The 17,105-nt window shown below is 46.0% G+C and carries 15 protein-coding genes; 8 read left to right on the top strand and 7 right to left on the bottom strand.

Features of this window, described 5'->3' with window-relative positions; translation table 11 throughout:
- The first annotated feature begins 50 nt into the window (after positions 1-50).
- Complete coding sequence (locus DF182_RS13970) at positions 51-3,077, top strand: glycoside hydrolase domain-containing protein (RefSeq protein ID WP_245957440.1); 3,027 nt, start codon at positions 51-53, stop codon at positions 3,075-3,077.
- Positions 3,078-3,235: 158 nt separating this feature from the next.
- On the opposite strand, the gene DF182_RS13975 is transcribed toward DF182_RS13970, so the two are convergent.
- Positions 3,236-4,111 carry an SMP-30/gluconolactonase/LRE family protein gene (locus tag DF182_RS13975; RefSeq protein WP_113616211.1) on the bottom strand — a complete coding sequence of 292 codons (876 nt, stop codon included), beginning with the start codon at positions 4,109-4,111 and terminating at the stop codon, positions 3,236-3,238.
- A gap of 146 nt (positions 4,112-4,257) precedes the next feature.
- On the opposite strand from DF182_RS13975, the gene DF182_RS13980 reads away from it, so the two are divergent.
- Positions 4,258-5,310, top strand: coding sequence for a nucleoid-associated protein (locus DF182_RS13980; RefSeq protein ID WP_113616890.1), 1,053 nt, complete (start codon positions 4,258-4,260; stop codon positions 5,308-5,310).
- A gap of 189 nt (positions 5,311-5,499) precedes the next feature.
- Here DF182_RS13980 and DF182_RS13985 read toward each other — a convergent pair whose 3' ends face one another.
- From DF182_RS13985 to radA, 6 genes are all read right to left on the bottom strand, one after another.
- Positions 5,500-6,975, bottom strand: coding sequence for a PSP1 domain-containing protein (locus tag DF182_RS13985; protein ID WP_113616212.1), 1,476 nt, complete (start codon positions 6,973-6,975; stop codon positions 5,500-5,502).
- Between the two features lie 146 nt (positions 6,976-7,121).
- Positions 7,122-8,261, bottom strand: a complete 1,140-nt coding sequence (locus DF182_RS13990) for a DNA polymerase III subunit (protein WP_113616213.1) — start codon at positions 8,259-8,261, stop codon at positions 7,122-7,124.
- A 34-nt stretch (positions 8,262-8,295) separates the two neighbouring features.
- Complete coding sequence (locus DF182_RS13995) at positions 8,296-8,793, bottom strand: hypothetical protein (protein ID WP_147243437.1); 498 nt, start codon at positions 8,791-8,793, stop codon at positions 8,296-8,298.
- Positions 8,794-8,957: 164 nt separating this feature from the next.
- Positions 8,958-9,479, bottom strand: coding sequence for a glutathione peroxidase (locus DF182_RS14000; protein WP_113616215.1), 522 nt, complete (start codon positions 9,477-9,479; stop codon positions 8,958-8,960).
- A 110-nt stretch (positions 9,480-9,589) separates the two neighbouring features.
- The gene (locus DF182_RS14005) at positions 9,590-10,279 is read right to left on the bottom strand and encodes a ComF family protein (protein WP_113616216.1); all 690 of its coding nucleotides are present in this window, start codon (positions 10,277-10,279) and stop codon (positions 9,590-9,592) included.
- A 26-nt stretch (positions 10,280-10,305) separates the two neighbouring features.
- Entirely contained in the window at positions 10,306-11,685 is a 1,380-nt protein-coding gene (radA, locus tag DF182_RS14010) for a DNA repair protein RadA (protein WP_113616217.1), read from the bottom strand.
- A 555-nt stretch (positions 11,686-12,240) separates the two neighbouring features.
- Here radA and DF182_RS14015 point away from each other — a divergent pair.
- The 6 genes from DF182_RS14015 (at position 12,241) to pyrH (ending at position 17,091) form a co-directional block, all read left to right on the top strand.
- Positions 12,241-12,933, top strand: a complete 693-nt coding sequence (locus tag DF182_RS14015) for a zinc metallopeptidase (RefSeq protein ID WP_113616218.1) — start codon at positions 12,241-12,243, stop codon at positions 12,931-12,933.
- Between the two features lie 390 nt (positions 12,934-13,323).
- Positions 13,324-13,767, top strand: coding sequence for a 50S ribosomal protein L13 (gene rplM / locus DF182_RS14025; protein WP_113616220.1), 444 nt, complete (start codon positions 13,324-13,326; stop codon positions 13,765-13,767).
- Positions 13,768-13,781: 14 nt separating this feature from the next.
- Positions 13,782-14,171 (top strand): 30S ribosomal protein S9, encoded by a 390-nt coding sequence (gene rpsI, locus DF182_RS14030; RefSeq protein WP_078669826.1) that lies wholly within the window; start codon positions 13,782-13,784, stop codon positions 14,169-14,171.
- A 62-nt stretch (positions 14,172-14,233) separates the two neighbouring features.
- Positions 14,234-15,238 carry a 30S ribosomal protein S2 gene (gene rpsB, locus DF182_RS14035; protein WP_113616221.1) on the top strand — a complete coding sequence of 335 codons (1,005 nt, stop codon included), beginning with the start codon at positions 14,234-14,236 and terminating at the stop codon, positions 15,236-15,238.
- 114 nt (positions 15,239-15,352) lie between these two features.
- Complete coding sequence (gene tsf / locus DF182_RS14040; RefSeq protein WP_113616222.1) at positions 15,353-16,177, top strand: translation elongation factor Ts; 825 nt, start codon at positions 15,353-15,355, stop codon at positions 16,175-16,177.
- A gap of 200 nt (positions 16,178-16,377) precedes the next feature.
- Complete coding sequence (gene pyrH / locus DF182_RS14045) at positions 16,378-17,091, top strand: UMP kinase (protein WP_113616223.1); 714 nt, start codon at positions 16,378-16,380, stop codon at positions 17,089-17,091.
- Positions 17,092-17,105: the final 14 nt, after the last annotated feature.

Here is a 17,105-nt window from a genome sequence, read left to right on the forward strand (position 1 = left end):
AAATTCAGCCCCGCAGTGACACAATGAAAAAATAAAAACAATTCTCTTACATGTATCAGAGCAATCACCATCTCCGCCTGGTGCGGAAAGGACTGATGCTGGCAGGGCTTACCTTTTCCTTTTTTGGCGCCGCTATGGCGCAACAGGTGAAGTATACTGCCGGTAACAACAGCTGGGACGCCGACTCCCTCGGAAATCACCGCGCCGTAGTCAACTTCAACGGAAACGCCGGAACTGCCCGTGTAGTCATCCCATGGCGCCGTCGCGACGAACACCCGGAACAGAAACGTATCATCATCCAGGACGCACAAACGAAAAAGAAAATAGATAACGTACTGCCGCTGACCATCAATCGCGAACAGGGCGACATTCTTTTTGAAGCCGCATCCGGCAAGGGAACATATTACATCTATTATCTGCCTTATAAAAATGAAGGAAGGTCCAATTACCCTAAAGGAGTGTATCTGACACCGGAAAACACTGCGGGCAATAGCTGGGCAAAAACAGCGGTCATTCCGCCAAAACCCAACGCCACCCTGCGTGAGCTGGAAGCTATCGATACTTTCAATTCCTTTTATCCGATGGAAGTGATTGCTACCGCTGCTGAAGAAAAACAGCTGCTGTTGAAACATCCGGGTGCCGGCTACCTCGTATTCCCGGAAGACCGTGCCTTCCCCATCAGAATGACGAAGGATCTTCCTCAGCGTTGGATACAACAAGGTCCGTCACAGGCTTTCTCCGGACAGGCAGACAAAGGTGAGTATTACGCTTTCCAGCTGGGCATTTACGCGCTGAAAGCACTGAAAAACGTTACCATTACCTTCAACGATCTGAAGACAGCTGACGGCAAAACTATCCCGGCTGCGCAGCTCAATTGTATCAATACCAACGGTACTACCTACGACGCTAAACCATTTACCGCTAAAGTAGAGGTGCCTGCCGAAACGGTACAGGCCATATGGTGTGGCATAGACGTACCTGCCAGCGCCGCACCTGGCGTTTATAAAGGAGTGGCCACCATTCATCCCGACGGAATGCCTGCCATGCCGATAAGGCTTAGTCTCACCGTAACAGGCAAAACAGCGGTCAACAGTGGATTTAATGAACCCTGGAAACAGACTCGCCTGAAGTGGCTGAACTCCACCATGGCACAGGAAAATACAGTGATCGCTCCTTACACACCGCTGGAAATAAAAGATAGCGTGATCAGTCTCCTGGGCCGTAAGATGGGTATCAATAAAGACGGTTTCCCTGCACAGATACAAACTTTCTTTACGCCGGAAATGACTTCCCTGTCATCAGAGGCGAAGAACATCTTTACAGAACCGGTACATTTTCACTTCATTGCTGCCGCCGATGGAAAGGACCTGAAATGGAAGAGCAATGGCTGGCAGCTCATCACCAAAGAAGCCGGAAAGATCAGCTGGAAAGCCACCAACACCACTACTGGCCTGCAAATGGATGTACAGGCTTCGCTGGAGTTTGACGGTTCCGTGGACTATATCGTAAAAGTGGCAGCACTGGAAGATGTAGCGCTGAAAGATATCACACTCCACCTGCCGTTTGAAAAAGGTGCCGCGAAATATATGATGGGCCTTAATCAGAAAGGTGGGCTGCGCCCGGAGAAAATCGATTGGAAATGGGATGTGCAGCATAAAAACCAGGATGGTGCCTGGCTGGGTGATGTGAACGCAGGCCTTCAGTTTACCCTCCGGGATCAACATTATGTACGCCCGCTCAATACCAACTTCTATCTCCAGAAACCACTGTTGTTACCTGCTTCCTGGGGTAATGGTGACAAAGGTGGTATCACTATCGGTGAGAAAGGAAAGGCGATACTGGCAAACTGCTACAGCGGCGAACGTACGCTGCACAAAGGCGATACACTGTATTTCAACTTCCACCTGATCATTACTCCTTTCCACCCGATCAACACCGATTTTCAGTGGAGCACCCGCTTTTATCACAAGTATAATAACCTGGATAGCATCAAAGCTACTGGTGCTACTGTAGTCAATATCCACCATGGCAATGATATCAATCCATGGATCAACTATCCGTTCATCGAGTGGAAGAAGATGAAGGACTATATTGATGTGGCGCATAGCAAAGGACTGAAAGTAAAAATCTATAATACCGTGCGTGAGCTTTCCAATCATGCCTGGGAAACGTTCCCGCTCCGCAGTCTGGGACATGAGGTCTACAGCCCGGGCAAGGGTGGTGGCTTCTCCTGGCTGCAGGAACATGTTGACAGCGATTATATTGCTGCGTGGTTTGTGCCGGAGTTTAAAGATGCAGCCATTATCAACAGTGGTATGAACCGCTGGCATAACTACTACGTGGAAGGAATGAACTGGCTGGTGCAGAATGTGGGCATTGATGGTATTTACCTGGATGATGTGGCCTTTGACAGGGTGACGATGAAACGTATCAAGCGGGTGCTTACACAGAACGGACATCCGGGAATCATCGACCTTCACTCCGCCAATCAGTACAACAAATCGGATGGTTTTATCAACAGCGCCATGTTGTATATGGAACACTTCCCTTACCTGAACAGGCTTTGGTTTGGTGAGTATTTCGATTATGAAAACAACAACCCCGACTTCTTTCTGACAGAGGTCAGCGGTATTCCTTTTGGTCTGATGGGAGAGATGTTGCAGGATGGAGGAAATCCATGGCGGGGTATGGTATATGGCATGACCAACCGTATGCCGTGGTCAGATAATGCAGACCCGCGCCCTATCTGGAAAGTATGGGATGATTTTGGTATGCAGGGAACCCGGATGATCGGATACTGGGTAGACAGTAATCCTGTTAAAACCAATAACCCGCTGGTACCGGCTACTATTTATAAAAAAGATGGTGCAGTACTGGTATCCCTGGCCAGCTGGGCTAAAGAAGATACTACTATCCAGCTGTCTATCGACTGGAAAGCACTGGGAATAGATCCAGCCAAAGCTGTTATAACTGCTCCGGATATACGCAATTTTCAGCAAGGCCAGGTATTCAGCAAAGACGCAAAAATACCGGTGACTAAAAACAAAGGTTTGTTACTGGTTATCACCAACCGCTGATAAATACTGATTTTTTTGATGCTCCTGATGAGCGAAGATAAAAGCAAAGAGCCCTTTGATATTGATTCAAAGGGCTCTTTGCTTTTATTAATTCTATCAATTATATGCATCATCCGTCAATCTCCGCTCATCAGGAGCATCAAAAAAATCAGCATTTATCACCGGTTGCGGTTGAATATCTCCACACATTTCCTGTCCTGCAACGTCACATAAACCGTTTTGCGGTCTTTGCCTCCAAAGATGAGGTTACTGCATTGTTTGCCTTTGAGGGGGACTTCGCGGATAAGTTCTCCTTTGGGAGAGAATATGGCGATAACACCTTTGCCCCAGCGGGCGATGTAGAGGTTCCCGGCTTCATCGCATTTCATGCCATCCAGTCCGTAGTCCGGAAAGGAGGTGAAAAGGGTTTTGTTGGAGACGTTACCTGCTTTATCAACATCGTATTTCCAGACTTTACGTTGTACGCTTTCGTTGACGTAGAGTGTTTTTTCGTCGGGGCTTAATGTGATGCCGTTGGTGGTGCCCATACCAGTTTCGAGGAGGACTGGCTGGCGGTTGGGATCGATGCGCCAGATCTGGCCGCTGTTACTGGCCCATGCCGGGTCAGAGGCGAAGATCTGATCTCTTTTATTGATACAGAGATCATTGGGCTGATTGAATTTATCGGAATGGGTGTAAACACTGATTTTTTTCGTCTTCATATTGACGATCAGTATGTTATGTCCTTTAAAGTCGGGGAGGAGCATATCTCCTTTGCTGTTGAAGTTGACGCTGTTGGCTACGCTGCCTTCAGGGAGTGTGATGAATACTTCACCTGCGCCGGTTTGGGTATTGATTTTACCGACGGTACCATCTTTCTGGAAGTTGACAACATAAAAATTACCGGCTTTATCAAAGTTAGGGCCTTCGATGTTGACGGAGAACATATTTTCGGCAGTCAGGTCTCTGGCTTCATAGAGGGGGTGGGCAGATTGGGCCAGCGAAGGGAGGTGCTGACCGGCCGCCATGGCCAGGAGTAACAGGTATTTTTTCATGCGCTAGAATATTTGGGGGGTTAAGTTAAACAAGAATTACTGATTTTTTAATGTATATCCCTGAGAGCGGGTGGTGGGGACTGCGGTGTTTTTTCAGGGATGGAGGTGCTGAGGGGACTGTCAACTTATTTCTTAATTTTGCGCCCATGATTCATGTTTCGGAGTTTAAAGACCTTTCACAGCTTACGATCCATAAGGTGGGCAACTCAGCTAACGAAGAGCCGCTTCTTTGTTCCAAGGCGCCATTACAGCTGGAAGATGAGACCATCGCTCAGCTGCTGATTACTTATTTTATACAGCCTTTTACCAATGTAGCGGAGTTTTTCCGGTTTTATCATGAGGCAGATTTACAATTGAATGAAATATTTCAATATTGTCGCCGTATATTTACTGACCAGAATGAATTTCAGGAGCAGTCTGTTAATATCGCCAAACATCTATATAAACATTCCACCCATCCAAAAGTTAAAGGGGGAGAGCTTTATATAGCCTACTTTAGCAAGTGTCAGGTTGATGGTGAGGAAGTTGCAGCCATTGGCATATTCAAATCGGAAAACCGGGATACCTATCTGAAAGTGTTTTTATCTGATGAGAACTATCAGGTGAATTATGAAGATGGTATCAATATCAATAAGCTTGACAAAGGATGTCTGATCTTTAATACAGAAGAGGATAACGGATATAAGGTCAGCATAGTTGACAGTATCAGCAAACAAACAGAAGCAGTATATTGGAAAGACGCGTTTTTACAGGTGCAGCGCCGTGAAGACAGCTACCATCAGACAGAAACTGCGGTGAATATGTGCAAACAGTTTATTCACAACAAGCTGCCAACCGAATATGAAATGGACCGTGTAGACCAGGTAGATCTGTTAAATAAATCAGCCGCCTATTTTAAGGAGAAAGAGCAGTTCCAGCTGGAAGATTTTGCACAGGAGGTATTAGGCCATCCCGACGCGATTGCATCATTTAAGGAATACAGGAACGAATACCAGCAAACTTATCAGCAGGAGATCCCTGACGAATTTGAAATATCAGCGCCAGCAGTGAAGAAACAACAGAAGGTATTTAAGAGTATCCTGAAGCTGGATCGCAACTTTCATATTTATATTCATGGTAACCGCGAAATGATTGAACGCGGTTTCGATGAAGCCACAAACCTGAACTACTATAAGCTGATGTTTGAAAACGAGACATAAGCAGTAGAGGCCACAGGTAGCCGTGTTGTTGAATTGGTGAGAGAGATGACCACAATATTTTTTAAGTTTTTCTCATAAGCAAAAACCAATTGTTAACAAAGGCTGCCTCATCTGGGCGGCCTTTTATTTTATATATCTACTTAATTAAGCAAAAAAGACAACCATTACGGTTGTCTTTTTTTTATGCTTTTATGATTTGTTATTGTTATTGGGCTGGTTAGGTCTTGGTTTATGCCGGGGTGGGCGACGGTCTTGTTTAGGTTGTCCGCCTTGTCCTTGCTGCCCCTGCTGTCCCTGGTTTGGAGAAGGTTTAGGGCCTTGTTCCTGCCGGGGTTGCTGTTCGCGGCCTGGTTTAGGCTGACCGCCCTGCTGTCCCTGGCCTTGTTTACCACGGCCTTCCTGTTTGTTTTTACGTTCAGGGTGATGGCGCTCGTGGCGTTCATGACGTTGAGCAGCCTGTTTGGGTTCCTGCTTTTGTTCGTTTTTAGGACCGCCACCCTGTGGTTTTTGTTCGCCGCCTGGTTTTTGTTGTTTCTGGCGGTCTTTATCTTTTTGTTTGCGTTTCTGCGCAGTTTTTTCCAGCGATTTCAGGCTGATCTGGCCCACTACATCAGCAAAGCCAAGGTCTGCCTCTTTCGGTTTGGCAGTCATTACCTCCACCGGTTTGAGTTCGTCGGGCTTTATACCTTGCCGGTTAAGCTGACGGATTTCTCTCGCCCTGGTGATAGTGAGCGGATATTGTTTGTTGCTACCTTCATAGGAATACCACATCAGGCTCTTAAAGATGTCCCTTTTCTGCAGGTTGGCAACGCCGGCGGAAGTTTCGATGGTATCTACATCGTCCGGGAATTCTTTCAGGGCATCCAGATAGGTGTCCAGTTCGTAGTTGAGACAGCATTTCAGGCGTCCGCACTGACCGGATAACTTGGCCTGGTTGATAGACAGGTTCTGATATCTGGCAGCAGTAGTGTTAACGCTTTTGAAATCAGACAGCCAGGTAGCGCAGCAAAGTTCCCTGCCGCAGCTGCCGATGCCACCTACTTTTCCGGCTTCCTGGCGGGCGCCTATCTGGCGCATTTCCACCTTGGCCCGGAATTCAGAAGCATATACTTTGATGAGTTCGCGAAAATCGACACGGTCATCAGCCGTGTAAAAGAAAGTGGCTTTACGGCCATCAGCCTGTATCTCCACTTCGGCCAGTTTCATTTCGAGCCCCATGTTGCGTGCAATCGCTCTGGATTTTATCAGTGCGTCTTTTTCGCGGGCTTTATTATCGGCCATTCTTTGAAGGTCGTCGTTACTCGAACGACGTAAAACTTTTTTTATTTCGGGGGTGTCTTCCGCACGCTTTTTCTTCATTTGAAGCTTTACCAGTTCGCCCGTAAGGTTTACTGTGCCAACATCGAAACCGCTAACCCCTTCTACGGTCACCATCTCGCCTTTATCAAAAAGCTGTTTGGTAACATTACGGTAGAAGTCCTTGCGGCTGCCATTGTTGAAACTCACTTCTATAATATCAAATGGTGCTAAGCTATCGCCAAGTGGAATATTGGACAGCCAGTCAAATACATTCAGTCTGTTACAACCTCCCGTGCTGCATCCTCCATTACTCTTGCATCCTGACGGCTTTCCATCCACACCCGTACCACATCCGGCACAAGCCATATTAATAATTAGTTTAAATTTTATAAATAAGCATTTCAGGTTATTCCAATCCTTTAAAATACGTTTTTCCTCGCAGAAAAACAAAAAGACCGGAAATAACAAAGGTAAGGAAATGCAATGACAAGAGGAGAGCGGCTTTCCCGTTATTACAGAACTGGTATAGGTTTCTTTTTGAATATATATTGTAGCTTGATAGACAATGCATGAAATAACATTTTTGCATTGGCGTTCCGCTCAATATGATAATAAGCATTATCCAGTGTTTCCACAATCTGCGCAGTCTGCTCCAGGTCGGCCAGCTTCGAAAGTTTAGTGGCAAAGTCTACCTCTTCATCCGAAAATGCCAGCTGTGTCTTGTCGAGGTACCGCAACCGCAGCGTATGTTCCAGCAGATTGATAAAATATCGCAGGAACTGTTTCTGGTTTTCACGGCCTGTTTTGGCGCTGGAAATCCCTTCTATCCATTCCTGCAACGCTACCCGGTTACCTGTAAACAGATAGTTGAGCCAGTTACGCAACAGCTCGTGATAATCATCGTCTGAATTCTGAAGCAGGAAGATAGCTTCCCGGTAGTTGCCAGCGGTGATAGTGGCTACTTGCCGAGCTCTGGCGGCAGGCACTTTGGCTCTTTCCACCAGCGCTTTTTCCATTTCATCCCGTTGCAGGGGATTTATTTTGATGAGATGTGTGCGTGACAGGATGGTAGCCAGGATCTGTTCCTGATTTTCGGCAATCAGAATAAAAAGGGTATTGGCAGGAGGTTCTTCAATCAGCTTCAGCAGGCGGTTACCTTCGTTGCCCAGGTACTCCGGCATCCACATCACCAGGATCTTGTAACCGCTTTCAAAACTTTTGAGGTTCAGTTTGCGGATGATATCCTGGCATTCACTGGCGGTAATATTACCCTGTTTGTTTTCTGCTCCGATAAACTGCAGCCAGTCATAGGCGTTGCCATACGGGTTGGTCGCCACAAACTCTCTCCATTCGGAAATATAGTCTGTACTAACAGGTTTGTCTCCTGGTTTCCGGGGAATGACCGGATAGGAGAAATGAATATCGGGATGTATATATTGGGATGCTTTCAGACATGCCGGGCATCGACCACAGGCATCGTGTGTTTGTTTGTTTTCACACACAAGATACTGGGTAAAGGCCAGCCCCAGGGGCAGTCCACCGGCCCCTTCAGGTGCCAGTAATATCATCGCATGACTGAGCCGGTTCTGTTGTATGGATTGAATCAGTTGTTGTTGGGCAGCTGCCTGTCCTATAATTTCAGAGAAAAGCATGGTCGCAAGATACTGAAAAGGGGCTAATCCATGACTAGGGCAACGTCACATAACAGGCATTCCTGAATTCACCGGAGCCGGTCACCTTGTGTCCATCGGCCTCAAAATAGAAGTGTCCGCTTACTTTCTTCAATTTGGTATTGATGAAGTCCAGGGTGATGCTGGAGGTGTCTGTGTTTAAATAGTTATAAACTCCCATATTACTGATCGCCGCTACGACCAGGCCGCTCTGCAACCGGGCTGTTTTGGAATACACATAGGTCTTCAGTTTAAGGCTGTCGTTCCCTATGGTAGCGTCCGGATAAGGACCATCCATCAGGTTGAGAACTAGTTTAAAACTGTCACTCACGGCTTCCATGCTCAGCATTTTGGTGCCACCACCATCCAGCTGTTGCCGGAAAATCGTGCTGGTGCTAAGGTTCATGGGGCGGGTGGTGTTCTGTATCGTGCCCGTAACAGTTATGCCCGGACAGGAAAGAACAGGAGTCTCGATGTCATGCTGACAAGCGGCCAGGCACAATACAAGTGCCATAAAAACCGGAACTGCGGTTTTCCTTAGGGCTACGGAATGTCGGTTTCTCATTTACTATATATATCCACTGTTGTAATAATGACGGTGCGCTAACGTATAAGTATATACGCAGGAGTGTAATTTTTTATTACACTGAGTTGGCAAAAGGTGTAAAAGAGTAATGGCTACTTCTCGATAGCAGCAATTACTTCAGGTGCATCCGGTTGCGTTTTGGGAGAAAACACAGCTACGAGGTTTCCTTTTTCATCCAGCAAATATTTCTGGAAATTCCATTTAACGTCGGCAGGTTCCAGGTGTTTGGCCTTGCTTTCTTCCAGCAGCCATTTGTACAGAGGATGGATATCATCTCCCTTTACAGATATCTTGGCGGCCATTGGAAAGGTAACTGCATACTGTTTGGTACAAAAAGTTTTGATCTCAGCATTGCTGCCTGGTTCCTGCGAACCGAAATTGTTCGCCGGGAAACCTACGATCACAAGTTTGTTCTGATATTTCTGATACATTTTTTCCAGCGCTGCATATTGTGGGGTATTGCCACAAAGAGAGGCTGTATTGACAATCATAATTTTTTTGCCTTTGAAGCGGGAGAAGTCAATCTTGCTTCCATCAAGACTATCCACCTTGAAATCGTAGATGCGTGGACCGGCAAAGAAAAGAAGGACTGAAAGTAAGGCCGCTTTAAACATAAAAATATTTTTAGAGGGGTGAAATCGGATTTTTGAAACGCGATGGCGCGTGGCAATCAACGCCAGTGTAAAGATAATTATCCCAGTCGATAAATTGAATTAACTTTTTGTTAGCCAAAGGCCCAGGCCAGACAGCTGATACTTACCGTTGCGCCTGCCTCCTGCAGGGCACGTCCTGCTGCTTCGGTAGTGGCGCCGGTAGTGATTACATCATCTACTAAAAGTACATGCCTGCCCGTTAGTAATGCGGGGTCTGCTTTGAATACATCTTTTACATTATCCCAGCGACTAATCCGGCCCTTCCTGGTTTGTGTATCGGTATACTGCAGTCTGCTCAGTGCCCGCGGTAATACCGGACGGTTTATCACGCCGGCCATAGCACTGGCCAGCAGCATTGCCTGATTGTAACCGCGCTGTTTTTCCTTGCGGGGAAACAGTGGTACTGGTACCATCATATCTATCTCCGTTATCCAATTGCATTCCTTCAACATATAACCGGCCTGGGTGCCTAGCCAGGTGGCGATGTCCTTTCGCTGCCGGTATTTGAAGTGATGTATCAGCAGCTGCAATCCGGATGACTTGCTGTAGTAATAGGCAGCGGTGGCATGTGCAATATCTAGGCGCCCGCGGAAAATATGCGCCACCGGATTGCCTTCATAACGGTGAAAGTTTGTAACAGGCAGGTTGTCGCGGCAATGCAGACACAACAGGTTATCTGTTGGAGACAACTCCTCGCCACATATCTCACAGCAATGCGGATAGAATAATTGTAACAATGGGGATAACAAACGAGCAAACATTGGGTCAGTATTATATGTATGGAATATCAGAACAACTGTTGATATACCTCCTCCACTCTGCCAACAGGGATTACCTCTATGTTGAATTTACTGAGATCGATTCCTTTTTTATTATAACGGGAGATAAATATTTTATGGAAGCCCAGCTTTTCTGCTTCTGCAATACGTTGTTCTATGCGGTTGACAGCGCGTATTTCGCCACTCAGTCCTACTTCACCGGCGAAGCATATTTTATTGGCGATGGCGGTATCTTCATAAGAAGAGAGCAAAGCACAAAGCACCGCAAGGTCGATGGACGGATCTTCTACCCGTAAGCCACCGGCGATATTGAGGAAAACATCTTTTACACCGAAGTGGAAGCCACCGCGTTTTTCCAGTACGGCCAGCAGCAGCTGCAGGCGGCGCAGGTCAAAGCCGGTAGCGGTACGTTGTGGTGTGCCGTATACGGATTGGGTGACCAGTGCCTGTACTTCTACGAGCAAAGGGCGGAGGCCTTCCATGGTGGCAGCAATAGCTACACCACTCAGCAGATCGTCGCGCTGGGAGATGAGTATTTCAGAAGGGTTGGTGACTTGTCTTAACCCCGTGCCGGTCATTTCATAGATGCCCAGTTCGGCGGTAGAGCCAAACCTGTTTTTGATGGTGCGCAGAATGCGATAGGCATAATGCTGGTCACCTTCAAATTGTAATACGGTGTCTACCATGTGTTCCAGTACTTTCGGGCCTGCGATGGAACCATCTTTGGTAATATGACCGATAAGAAAGACGGGGATATTACTCTCTTTGGCAAAGCGTTGCAGCTCGGCGGTAGTTTCCCTGATCTGGGATACGCTGCCGGGAGCCGATTCTATCAGGGGGGTATGTAATGTCTGAATAGAGTCTACGATCACCAGCTGAGGCTGTAGTTTTTTGATTTCGGAGAAGATGGTTTGTGTGGATGTTTCAGTGAGCAGATAAAACTGGTCATTGGAATTCTGGATGCGGTCTGCCCGCATTTTTATCTGTTGTTCACTTTCTTCACCGCTGATATAAAGTATCTTAATATTTTTCAGTTGAAGGGCATTCTGCAGGAACAGTGTGGATTTGCCGATGCCTGGCTCACCACCTACCAGTACGAGTGAACCGGCTACGATACCGCCTCCGAGCACACGGTTTAATTCGTTGTCGGGAGTTAATAAACGTTTTTCTTCATTGGTGATGACTTCAGAGAGGTTAATGATTTTCTGTGTGCGGCCGTTGGGGCCGTCGTTGTTTTTCCAGTCGTGTTGTTGTTTGCCGGGAATGTCTTTCTGGACTCTTTCTTCCACGAAGGTGTTCCATTGTCCGCAGCTCGGACATTTACCATTCCATTTGGCAGATTCGTATCCACATTGCTGGCAAAAAAAAGCGGTTCTTATCTTACTCATAAAATTTTTAAACAGGAGTTACAAAGTAAGTGGTTTTAAAAAATATGGGGTTGAAATGTTAAAAGAGGGGTTAAAAAGGGGGGAAGAAAGTCTTTAAAAGAGAAAAGAGCCAAACGGAAGATTCCGTTGACTCTTTCTACTTACTAACCCATTAAATTCAGGTCTAAATTACAAAATGGCTTCAGAATAAAAAAGTTTATTTAATTGATGTGAATAACTTTTGATTGATTTTCGTAATGTAAGAAAGTGGCTGCCATCGCTTGTTTCAGGCGCTGTTTTGTCCAATATTACTTTCATTGGCAACTCGTAAAATGTTGATAAATAGGGTTGATGTTGATGATTTTTGCATATGAAAAAATTAACATAAGATGTGGGCTCCCGGCTGCCAAACCGGCCGTATTTTCATGCTTTTTTACGTAAAATAGACAAAATGGCAGTGTTAAATTTGTGCGATGGAAGAGACAGGCAGGGTTGTCAGGAAAAGTCTTAAATAAAACTTAAAACGGGTTGTCTGGACGGATATTTGTGCCTGTTTAGGACCAAATTTCATAAAGTATGACACCAGGAATCATGTTTGTTTCGCTGATTTTTGTGGGGATCAGCTTTCTTGTAAGCTATGTTTTAAAAAATAAGTTCCGGACTTACAGCGAGGTACCTACTTCATCCGGGCTCACCGGAAAGCAGATCGCCGAAAAGATGCTGCGGGACAATAATATTTACGATGTGCAGGTATTGTCTGTGGATGGATTTTTATCAGATCACTATAATCCGGCTGATAAAACGGTCAACCTGAGCCCGGACGTATATGAGGGTGCTAATGTGGCAGCCGCTGCCGTGGCGGCCCATGAATGTGGCCATGCGGTACAGCATGCTGCCGCCTATCCCTGGCTGGGGCTCCGTTCCCGGCTGGTGCCGGCGGTACAGTTCAGTGCCTCGCTGGTACAATGGGTATTGCTGGCCGGAATCCTGTTGATTAACAGGTTTCCTCAGCTGCTACTGGGCGGTATTATCCTTTTTGGTATTACCACCCTTTTTGCCCTGATTACGCTGCCGGTGGAGTTTGATGCTTCCCGCCGTGCACTGGCATGGCTCGACAGGAGTCAGGTGATGCAGCCTCAGGAACATGATAAAGCCAAGGACGCCCTCTGGTGGGCAGCCATGACTTATGTAGTAGCTGCACTGGCCTCCCTGGCTACCCTGTTCCAGTATATTCTTATATATATGGGAGCACGGGACAGGAGCCGCTGATGCTGCTGTTTCTGGGACCATGCGTACTCATGCATTACTATATGGACCGAGATATATGAAATTCTTAAATAAAGTGTGGAATATATGTAATGTGTATATAATTAATTATAAATGCATTGATGTTTTTTGAGTCGTTCAGGGGGGTCATTAACCAAACGGTGATAGGCCTCCGGTTTTATCTTCGCACATCAGATTATCAGGATAATCATAATGCATTACAATTCTGTGTTAATAACTTTTATACAAAATTTTTATTGAAAATCAATCAATTACAAAGGTGTGCTGTAAAAAAAGCACTAAAATGTATGGTTATTAAAAATGCGGAATGTACCTTTGCACTCCCCACAACAGGGGATTGTTTACAAGACGTAACTTTTATCGTATACAACAATGAACACATTAAGCTTTAAAACTAAATCAGCTAACGACGCTTACGTAAAGCGCGACTGGCATATAGTAGATGCTACCAACCTGACGCTCGGAAGAGTTTGTGCGAAGATGGCAGCCATACTGAGAGGTAAAAACAAACCTTACTATACGCCTCATACTGATTGTGGTGATTTCATCATCGTGATCAATGCGGAGAAAATCGCTTTGACCGGCAATAAAATGGCGGAAAAAGAATACATGCACTACACTGGTTACCCAGGTGGTCAGAGAATTGAACTGGCTAAGGATCTGATCCGTCGCCGTCCAGAGGTAATGATTGAAAAGGCGATCAAAGGTATGTTGCCTAAAAACCGTCTCGGTCGTAAAATGTACAAAAAACTGTTTGTATACGCCGGCACAGAACATCCTCATGCAGCGCAGAAACCAAAACCATTAACTTTCTAATTTTTCTCTGATACATGGAAAAGCAAAAAAATACAATAGGTCGTCGTAAGGAAGCTGTTGCCCGCGTGTATATCAACAAGGGTACCGGTAACATTACTGTTAACGACAAGGATTATAAAAACTACTTTTCTCTGATCTACCTGCAAAATCAGGTGGAGCTCCCTTTCAAAACCATCGATGCGCTCGATAAATTTGACGTAAAGATCAATGCACAGGGTGGCGGTATTAAAGGACAGGCGGAAGCGATTAAACTGGGTATTGCGCGTGCACTGTGCGAAGTGAACATCGAGTTCCGTCCCGCACTGAAAGCAGCAGGTCTGCTGAAACGTGATCCTAGAAGCGTAGAACGTAAGAAACCAGGTAAAGCGAAAGCAAGAAGAAGCTTCCAGTTCTCTAAACGCTAATTTTGAGTACTTAGCTATTATCGCTAAACATTATTTGATCCTTTTAATTGAGCAATATAAACATGGAAAATAATACCTCATTGCAGCAGCAGTTACTGGAGGCAGGTGTTCACTTCGGTCACCTGAAGAAGAAATGGAATCCTAAAATGCTGCCTTATATTTTCGCAGAAAAGAAAGGTATTCATATCATTGATCTGAACAAAACCGTTGAAGGTTTACAGGAAGCAGCAGCTGCCCTGAAATCTATCGCAAAAAGCGGTAAAAAGATCATGTTCGTTGCTACTAAAAAGCAAGCGAAAGAAATCGTAGCAGACGCTGCGCGTAACATCAACATGCCTTTCGTTACAGAAAGATGGTTAGGTGGTATGCTCACCAACTTCTCTACTATCCGTAAGAGTGTGAAGAAAATGCAGAGCATCGAAAAAATGCTGCAGGACGGAACTTTCGACAACATCACTAAAAAAGAACGTCTGACTTTAAGCCGTGATAAAGAGAAAATGGAAAAAGTGCTGGGTGGTATTGCCCAACTGGCACGTGTTCCAGCCGCTCTGTTCATGGTGGATATCAGCCACGAACACATTGCTCTGGCAGAAGCTAAACGTCTGGGCATTGTTACCTTCGGTATGGTAGATACCAACTCCGATCCTAGCAAAGTTGACTTCGCTATCCCTGCGAACGATGATGCTACTAAATCTATCGCTATCATCACCAGCTACATCTGCGCAGCAATCGCAGAAGGTCTGTCTGAAAGAGCTACTGAGAAATCTGAAGAAGTAGAAGAGGAAGAAGAAGCAGACGATAAAGCACGCAAATTCGAAGTAGAAGGCGGTGAAGATCGTGAAAGAGGTCGCAGAAGCCAAGGTGGCGGCGGCCAGGGTGGCGGTAACCGTGGCGGTGGCCAGGGTGGCGGCAACCGTGGTGGTGGCCAGGGTGGTAACCGTGGCGGTGGCCAGGGTGGTAACCGTGGTGGCCAGGGTGGCAACCGTGGCGGTCAAGGTGGTGGCGGACAACGTCGTCCTGCCAACGCTGGCGGCGGTGCTCCTAGAAAACCAGGTGCCGGTAAATAATATCAATCGATACTCTCGATATTTTATCTAAAATGCAGCGAAGACACCCTTCGCTGCATTTTAGATAATTAAATCCCGAAACAAAACTTTAATACTCTTAAATCAATATAGCTCATGGCAACAATTACAGCAGCTGATGTAAACAAACTGCGTCAGCAAACTGGTGCGGGTATGATGGATTGCAGAAAAGCACTGGTAGAAAGTGAAGGCGATTTCGAAAAAGCAGTAGACTACCTGCGTAAGAAAGGTCAAAAAGTAGCTGCTCTCCGTTCCGACCGCGAAACTAAAGAAGGTGTTATCATCGCTAAAGTAGCTGCTGATGGTAAATCCGGTGTAGTAGTAGGTCTGGGTTGTGAAACTGACTTCGTAGCTAAAAACGAAGACTTCGTGAAATTTGCACAGGCTATCGTTGATCTGGCTCTGGCTAAAGGTATCAAAACTATTGAAGACCTGAACGCCGCTGAACTGGATGGCGCTACCGTTGCTGATAAAGTAAACGACCAGGTTGCTAAAATCGGTGAAAAAATCACCCTGAATAAATTCGAATTCGTAGAAGCTGGTGGCGTTACTGCCTACATCCACGGTAACTACCGTATGGGTGTACTCGTAGCTTTCTCTAAACCTGTTTCTGAAGAAGTAGGTAAAGACATCGCTATGCAGATCGCTGCTATGAGCCCAATCGCTGTTGATGCTGACAGCGTTCCTGCCGACTTAATCGCACGCGAAAAAGAAATCGCTGTTGAACAAGTAAAAGCAGAAGGTAAACCAGCTGAAATGGCTGAGAAAATCGCTGCCGGTAAAGTGAACAAATTCTTCAAAGAAAGCACCCTGCTGCAACAAGCTTTTGTTAAGGATAACAACAAATCCGTAGCAGATTACCTGAAATCAGTAGATGCTGACCTGAAAGTAAACAGCTTTAAGCGAATCGCTTTAGGTTAATACAATCATATTATTAAAAAGGAGAGAATACGGTTCTCTCCTTTTTTTTGCGCACTGTAAATCCAGTCGACGGCATACACCTGCATAACAACAAAATCATCGACATTTTGCTTTCCCTTGCAGCTTTTTGCCATTTAATTGTATCTTAGGATACCGTAATTACATTAGCAAATCACAATCTTACAATATTTTATAGCGTCATGTTGCCAAAGTATAAGCGTATTTTGCTCAAATTGAGCGGTGAGGCCCTTATGGGAGATGCAAATTATGGTATTGATCATAAGGTAATTACCCAGTATGCCTACGATATCAAAGCTGTTACCGACCTGGGTGTTCAGGTGGCCATCGTCATCGGTGGTGGTAACATCTACCGTGGAATGAATGAAGCCGAAACCGGCATTGAAAGAGCCCAGGGTGACTATATGGGCATGCTCGCCACCGTGATTAACGGAATGGCCCTGCAAAGCGGACTGGAGAAAATAGGGCTCTATACCCGCCTCCAATCAGCTATCAAAATGGAACAAATCGCAGAACCTTATATCCGCCGCCGCGCTATCCGCCACGTGGAAAAAGGTCGCGTGGTTATATTCGGCGCCGGTACCGGTAACCCGTACTTTACTACCGATACCGCCGCATCACTCCGTGCTATCGAAATACAGGCCGATGTAATCCTTAAAGGAACCCGCGTAGACGGTATCTATACCGCCGACCCTGAAAAGGATGCCACCGCCACCCGCTTCGAAACCATTACCTTCTCTGAAGTATATCAGAAATCACTCAACGTAATGGATATGACAGCATTCACCCTCTGCCAGGAAAATAAACTGCCTATCATCGTATTTGACATGAACAAACCAGGTAATCTCCTGAACGTAATCATGGGCAAAAACGTAGGTACCCTGGTGAAAGGTTAAGATACCATTTCTCT

This window comes from Chitinophaga flava (assembly GCF_003308995.1).
In the GTDB taxonomy this organism is placed as follows: Bacteria; Bacteroidota; Bacteroidia; order Chitinophagales; family Chitinophagaceae; genus Chitinophaga; species Chitinophaga flava.

What these genes read in the sequence shown, in the direction of transcription:
- DF182_RS13970 (WP_245957440.1), top strand. Translation starts at nt 51, where the DNA reads ATGTATCAGAGCAATCACCATCTCCGCCTGGTGCGGAAAGGACTGATG.
- DF182_RS13975 (WP_113616211.1), bottom strand. Translation starts at nt 4,111, where the DNA reads ATGAAAAAATACCTGTTACTCCTGGCCATGGCGGCCGGTCAGCACCTC.
- DF182_RS13980 (WP_113616890.1), top strand. Translation starts at nt 4,258, where the DNA reads ATGATTCATGTTTCGGAGTTTAAAGACCTTTCACAGCTTACGATCCAT.
- DF182_RS13985 (WP_113616212.1), bottom strand. Translation starts at nt 6,975, where the DNA reads ATGGCTTGTGCCGGATGTGGTACGGGTGTGGATGGAAAGCCGTCAGGA.
- DF182_RS13990 (WP_113616213.1), bottom strand. Translation starts at nt 8,261, where the DNA reads ATGCTTTTCTCTGAAATTATAGGACAGGCAGCTGCCCAACAACAACTG.
- DF182_RS13995 (WP_147243437.1), bottom strand. Translation starts at nt 8,793, where the DNA reads ATGGCACTTGTATTGTGCCTGGCCGCTTGTCAGCATGACATCGAGACT.
- DF182_RS14000 (WP_113616215.1), bottom strand. Translation starts at nt 9,479, where the DNA reads ATGTTTAAAGCGGCCTTACTTTCAGTCCTTCTTTTCTTTGCCGGTCCA.
- DF182_RS14005 (WP_113616216.1), bottom strand. Translation starts at nt 10,279, where the DNA reads ATGTTTGCTCGTTTGTTATCCCCATTGTTACAATTATTCTATCCGCAT.
- radA (WP_113616217.1), bottom strand. Translation starts at nt 11,685, where the DNA reads ATGAGTAAGATAAGAACCGCTTTTTTTTGCCAGCAATGTGGATACGAA.
- DF182_RS14015 (WP_113616218.1), top strand. Translation starts at nt 12,241, where the DNA reads ATGACACCAGGAATCATGTTTGTTTCGCTGATTTTTGTGGGGATCAGC.
- rplM (WP_113616220.1), top strand. Translation starts at nt 13,324, where the DNA reads ATGAACACATTAAGCTTTAAAACTAAATCAGCTAACGACGCTTACGTA.
- rpsI (WP_078669826.1), top strand. Translation starts at nt 13,782, where the DNA reads ATGGAAAAGCAAAAAAATACAATAGGTCGTCGTAAGGAAGCTGTTGCC.
- rpsB (WP_113616221.1), top strand. Translation starts at nt 14,234, where the DNA reads ATGGAAAATAATACCTCATTGCAGCAGCAGTTACTGGAGGCAGGTGTT.
- tsf (WP_113616222.1), top strand. Translation starts at nt 15,353, where the DNA reads ATGGCAACAATTACAGCAGCTGATGTAAACAAACTGCGTCAGCAAACT.
- pyrH (WP_113616223.1), top strand. Translation starts at nt 16,378, where the DNA reads ATGTTGCCAAAGTATAAGCGTATTTTGCTCAAATTGAGCGGTGAGGCC.